Below are 5237 nucleotides of genomic sequence, written 5' to 3'. Positions count from 1 at the left end.
GGGCTCGCCGGACTGGGGATCGGGCCGGACCAGATCGAGGCGTTGCTGGGCGGGCTCGACCTGCCGTCCTTCACCAGCTGGCTCACGCGGCTGCTTCCCTCGGTGCTCAGCGCGGCGAGCAGCATCGTGTTCTTCATCAGCATGTTGTTCTTCATGACGGTCGAGTCCACGCACGTGGGGATGCGGTTCGCGCGGCTGGCGGCCGATCATCCACGCGTGGGTGCGGCGCTCACGGCGTTCGTCGGTCAGACCCGCCGCTTCTACGCGATCACCGGCGCCTTCGCGATCCTCGTCGGGGTGCTCGACACGGTCTTCCTGCTCGCGATCGGCGTGCCGCTGGCGCTGCTGTGGGGTGTGCTCGCGGCCGTGTGCAACTTCATCCCCTACATCGGCTTCGTGATCGGCATGGTGCCGCCCGCCCTGCTGGCGCTGCTCACCGGCGGGTGGCAGCAGATGCTGCTCGTGGTGATCGTGTACTTCGTGCTGAACTCGCTCGTGACGACACTGCTGCCGGCGAAGGTGGTGGGCGACGCCGTGGGGCTCTCGATGGTGGTGACCGTGCTGTCGGTCGGGTTCTGGGCGTGGGTGCTCGGGCCGCTCGGCGCCGTGCTCGCAGTGCCGATGACACTGCTGATCAAGGCCGTGTTCGTGGATGCCGATCCACGCGCCGCGTGGCTGTCGAGCATCCTCACCTCGCAGCGTGAGCTGGCGCTGGAGGAACGGGCCCGGTCAGCGACGTAGTCGCTCGAGCTCGCTGTCCTCGTCGCCGCTGAGCAGCACGGTGCCCACCAGATCGCGATCCGGCGGCAGCAACCGGACCGTGACACGGTCCTGCGGACCTGCCCGGCCGAGCGTCTCCACGATGCGGTCGACGTGCTCCGCGACGAGCTGCTGGTGCGGGTCGCCGTCATCGAACAGGATCACTGCCGAGCCGCGGCGGCGGGCGCTCTCCACCGCGCTGCGGATGGGTGTGGTGGTGAGCCGGCCGGCTCGGATGCCGTCACGGAGCGCGGCTTCCGCCAGGGCCGCCTCGATCTGGTCCTCGACCGTGAACGAACCGCCCACGACGCGGCGCAGCACGGGTGCGGCGCGCTCGGCCGCACCCGCCAGCTCGGACTCGCGCACGGCGATCGCCTCGCGGACCGCGGCCGCCGCGGCGCGGCTCTCGCTCTCGGCACGCTCCTCCGCCCCGATACGGCGCTGCACGCCGAGCAGCAGGGCGCGCCACACCACCCCGAGCAGAAGCGCCGCGACCGAGAACAGGCTCTCGGGCATCGGCGGCTCGGACCAGCCCGCGCTCGACCCGTGCGCGTCGGGAACCAGCGCCCCCACAGCAAGCATGAGCACCGTCGTCAGGAGGTAGGCGGCCACGGCCACCGTGCCGCGGCCGCGGATGACGACGCACGCGAACTGGTAGCCGGCGAGGGTGATGAGCCAGGCGATCGCGAGTCGGTCGAGCGTCGGATCGATCATCGCGACGACGCTGCCGGCCGAGGCGAACGCGAGCACGAGCACCGTGTGGCGCCACGGGAGCGGTTCGTCCACAACGGCCGTGGCGAACCAGGTCGCGCCCAGCAGCAGGAGCAGCGCGGCCGCCACCGCCGGGTGCGGCCACCCGGGCAGCTCGATGACGTAGGCGGAGAAGGCCAGCCAGACGACGATCATCGTCACCCGGCTCACACGCGAGCCCAGTCCGGAGATGCCGAGCACGCGCGGCTTCACGGCGTCCACCGGATCACCACCCGGGTGCCCTGGCCCGGTGCCGAGTCCACCTCGGCGGCGCCGCCCGGCAGGGCCCGCATGCGGCCGAGGATGCTGCCGGCGACACCGAGCCGCGCGGGGTCGATGCGCTGCGAGTCGAAGCCCGGGCCGAGATCGTGGACCTCGACGAGTACGCCGCCCCGGTCCGTGTGCGCGAGCCGCACCCGCGTGGGGCCGCCGGCGTGGCGGTCCGCGTTGCGCAGGGCTTCCGACGCGGCACCGAGGATGGCCTCCGCCACCGTGGCCGGGACGTCGAACGACTGCGTGGCCGGTGGCTGGTCGAACGGCACGCCCGAGGGGACCAACGGCACGAGGCGAGCACGAAGATCGACGAACCCTCCGCCGTCGGGCACTCGCTCCACACGCTCGGACTCGAGCATCGCGAGAGCCCGGGCGGCATGGGCACGAACGACCGGCTCATCGGGTTCACGGGACGCGCCGAGCAGAGCGGTGAGGATCTCGTCGTGGATGAAGGAGTCGATGCGGGCGCGTTCGGCGAGAGCAGCGCGGGCGCCCTCGAGCTCGGCGCGGGCGGCCACGGCGTCGCTCGAGGCCTGCCACTGGGCGGTGAGCTGGTGGCGCACGCCCTGGAAGATCGCAACGAAGCCGATGGTGCTCAGCTGCAGCGGAGCTCGCGAGACCACCTCGGGCATGATCTCGATCCCCGGCAGCAGGCCCAGGGCAGGCGGGATCAACGCACCCAGCGCGGTGAAGATCAGCGCGTTGCGCCACCGCCACGCGACCGACGCGAACGCCACCATCGCCGGCAGCAGCAGGTAGGTCAGCGACAGGTGCGCCGGACCCGCGACCGACCAGACGACCGTGAGGGCCAGGCCGCCGAGCGCGAGCAGCTGCCATGCCCGCACCAGGCGTGGCAGCGGCCCGGTGATCGAGGCCGCGCCCACCACCAGCACGGCGAGCAGGTACACGAGCGTGAGGATCGCCCACCAGAACGGGCCGGCAAGGTCCGCACGCAGCGCCGACAGCGACAGCAGGATCATCAGCGTGGCGCCGATGCTCGCCATCATGCCCAGGGGGCGTTCGACCGCCTCTGTTCGCGTGCGGAGGCCACGTGGCGGGCGCCGCGGCCACCAGCGAGCGCCCGGCATGTCAGACGTGGACCGGGAGCATGCGCGCCTGGTCCGCGGCGCCGGTGGGGCTGGGCTCGGTCGTCACCGTTCCATCGAACCCTCAGCGTGCGCCGGCCTCAACCGGTCAGGCCACCCCAGATGTAGGGGCGCGTGGCGGCCTGCGGGCAACGCGACCAGCGCGCTCAGGCCCGGTCGTCCGGCGATGCGCCCGGTCCGTTCGGCCATGCGGGCGGCGGCGCGTGACCCGGTGGAGCCTCGCCCGGGTACGTCGCAGTCGGTGGGTGCTGGGGAACCACGTCAGGCGCCGGGGCGGGCCAACCGTGACCAGGTGGCCCGGGTGGCGCGGGCGGCGCGGGTGGCCAACCGTGACCGGGCGGGCCGCCTGGGCCGGTAGCCCCCTGCACAGGCCAGGGCGAGGCACTCGGATCGAGCCCGACCGGCGCGGAGACCCACGGGCCGGCGGCGACGGCGGGGGCGGGACGCCGTCGGGCACGAATGATCAGAAGTGTCGCGCCGGCGAGCACCAGCAGGACCACGAGAACAAGGCCACCGCCCAGCCACGGAGCCATCGCGGCGCGGTCGAGGGTGGTGGTGGCGGCATCGTCGGCTGCGTCGAGATCGCCGTCGGCGAGGAGGTCACGGGAGTCGGCCGCAGAGTCGTCCACGGAGAGCAGCAGCTGGCCGAGCTCGCCGAACGGATTCGCATCCTCCGCCGCGGCCTCCGACGCCTCCCCGACATTGCCCACCACCTCGACCGCCTGCGGCAGCAGCGCTGCCAGCGCGGCGTAGTCCTCGGCGGAGTCGGCCTCCTCGTAGCTCTCGCGCACCGTGGCGACCTCGGGAAGCCCAGCCTGCTCGGCTGCGGTCTGCACCGCACCGGCGGTGCTCGCGAGGGCGTCGGAGGAGAGCGTGGTGCCCTCGAGTCCCAAGGCGATGCTGATCCCGGCAGCGTCCTCGAAGGCCCACTCGGACATCGCCGTCCGCAGACCGAGCGGAGGGAGCCACGCGCCGTCGGCCTCGTTGATCGCGGCGTACGTCTCGCGTGCCGGCGACCGCGCGTCGAGCATCTCTTCCTGGTCGGCATCGACCACCCAGGTCCGGTAGATCTCGTCGGCGTCGACGACGGCGGTGTGGGTCTCCAGGAGGTCCAGGAACCGCTGCCAGTCCGTGCGCTGGGTGGCGACGTCGGCACCATCGGGCCCCGCGTAGGCGCTCTCGCCCTCGTAGGCCGCGGAGATCACCTCGGTCAGCGCGTCGTCGTCGAGCTCGCCCAGGAGGGCGACCATCGCCGCGTAGGAGGCGGCGTAGCCGTAGGTGTCGGCATCGTCGTAACCGTCGGCGAGGTTCACCTCGGCCCACGAGGTCAGCGCGACGGCATCGGGATCGTCAGGGTCCGGCGTCTTGAAGGGTGACTGCTCCCCGCTGGTCTCCTCGGCGACCCGCTGCCCCACGAACTCACTCAGACCCTCGTACAACCACCGACCCGTGAAGGTGCTCTCGTTCAGCCAGGCATGGGAGAGCTCGTGCATGAGCAGGGCTGCATCGAGGTCTTCAGGGACCACGATCTCGCCGCGGTTGGGATCGAACCACGCGTAGCCGAGGACCTCCGGCGAGACGTCCTCGCGGATGGTGTCGACGCCGCCCGGCCACTCCTGCCCGATGGTCGCCTCGAGCAGCGGCATGCCCGCCGTCACCTGCTCGGTGACGAAGTCACTCCACTCGGAATCGCCGGGGAAGCTGCTCAAGGTCAGGGTGTTGTCGCCCACGGTCACGTCGGTCGTGTCCGCCTGGTCGGGGTCACGGACCGAGACGTACGCCGATGCCCCGTACTCGTCCTGGCTCTCCGTGGAGCGGTGGGTGCGCACGTCGCCGTCGTCGGAGGAGGTGAAGCCATCCCAGGTGGAGTCGAAGGTCATCGCGGTGGGGGTCACGATCTCGATCGTGACCTGACCCTCGTCGCCGGTGGCGACGACGGCGAACGTCGCGTACCCCGGACCCACCCGGGTGTAGCTGTCGGACCGGATCGGGTCGCCCGGGATCGTGTAGGTCCACACGATCTCCCGTTCTTGCCCGTACATGAGCGCGCCGAAGCTCGCGACGGCGTAGGCCAGGTCCGGGTCGTCGGTCGCCTCGATCGACAGCGAGAGCGTCTCTCCCCGGCTGGTGGCGACGACGTCATCGACACCCTCGGGGATCAGGACGCCGTAGGAGTTCCAGAAGTAGTAATAGCTGCCGCTGTCAGGCTTCTCGTTCACCAGGGTGGCCGTGACCGTGACCTCGACGGGGCCGTCACCATCGACCTCGTACCGGGTGACGGTGGTCTCCGAGAGCCCGTCGTCAGGGCTCGCGGAGGCCGCCGGCATCACCGCGAGGGACCCGAGGGCG

General features: G+C 71.8%; 3 protein-coding genes and 1 pseudogene. 1 reads left to right on the top strand and 3 read right to left on the bottom strand.

What is annotated here, in order from left to right; translation table 11 throughout:
* Positions 1 to 741, top strand: a 741-nt coding sequence (locus ACOJSN_RS18520; protein WP_420113966.1) for an AI-2E family transporter, incomplete at its 5' end; no start/stop codon positions are given.
* Here ACOJSN_RS18520 and ACOJSN_RS18515 read toward each other — a convergent pair.
* The 3 genes and pseudogenes from ACOJSN_RS18515 to ACOJSN_RS18505 form a co-directional block, all read right to left on the bottom strand.
* Positions 730 to 1731, bottom strand: a complete 1002-nt coding sequence (locus ACOJSN_RS18515; RefSeq protein WP_420113965.1) for a hypothetical protein — start codon at positions 1729 to 1731, stop codon at positions 730 to 732. The genes ACOJSN_RS18520 and ACOJSN_RS18515 overlap by 12 nt on opposite strands.
* Entirely contained in the window at positions 1719 to 2786 is a 1068-nt protein-coding gene (locus ACOJSN_RS18510) for a sensor histidine kinase (protein WP_420113964.1), read from the bottom strand. The genes ACOJSN_RS18515 and ACOJSN_RS18510 overlap by 13 nt, the downstream gene beginning before the upstream one ends.
* A gap of 248 nt (positions 2787 to 3034) precedes the next feature.
* Positions 3035 to 5237: pseudogene (locus tag ACOJSN_RS18505) on the bottom strand (hypothetical protein); the annotation flags it as partial.

The sequence above is a fragment of the Pseudactinotalea sp. genome (genome assembly GCF_048594945.1).
GTDB lineage: Bacteria > Actinomycetota > Actinomycetes > Actinomycetales > Beutenbergiaceae > Pseudactinotalea.
Note: the sequence above shows the minus strand (reverse complement) of the source record. Positions and strands in the feature narration are given on the sequence as shown.

Excerpts from the sequence above, each read along its gene's own strand:
- ACOJSN_RS18510 (WP_420113964.1), bottom strand. The coding sequence starts at position 2,786 with ATGGCGAGCATCGGCGCCACGCTGATGATCCTGCTGTCGCTGTCGGCG.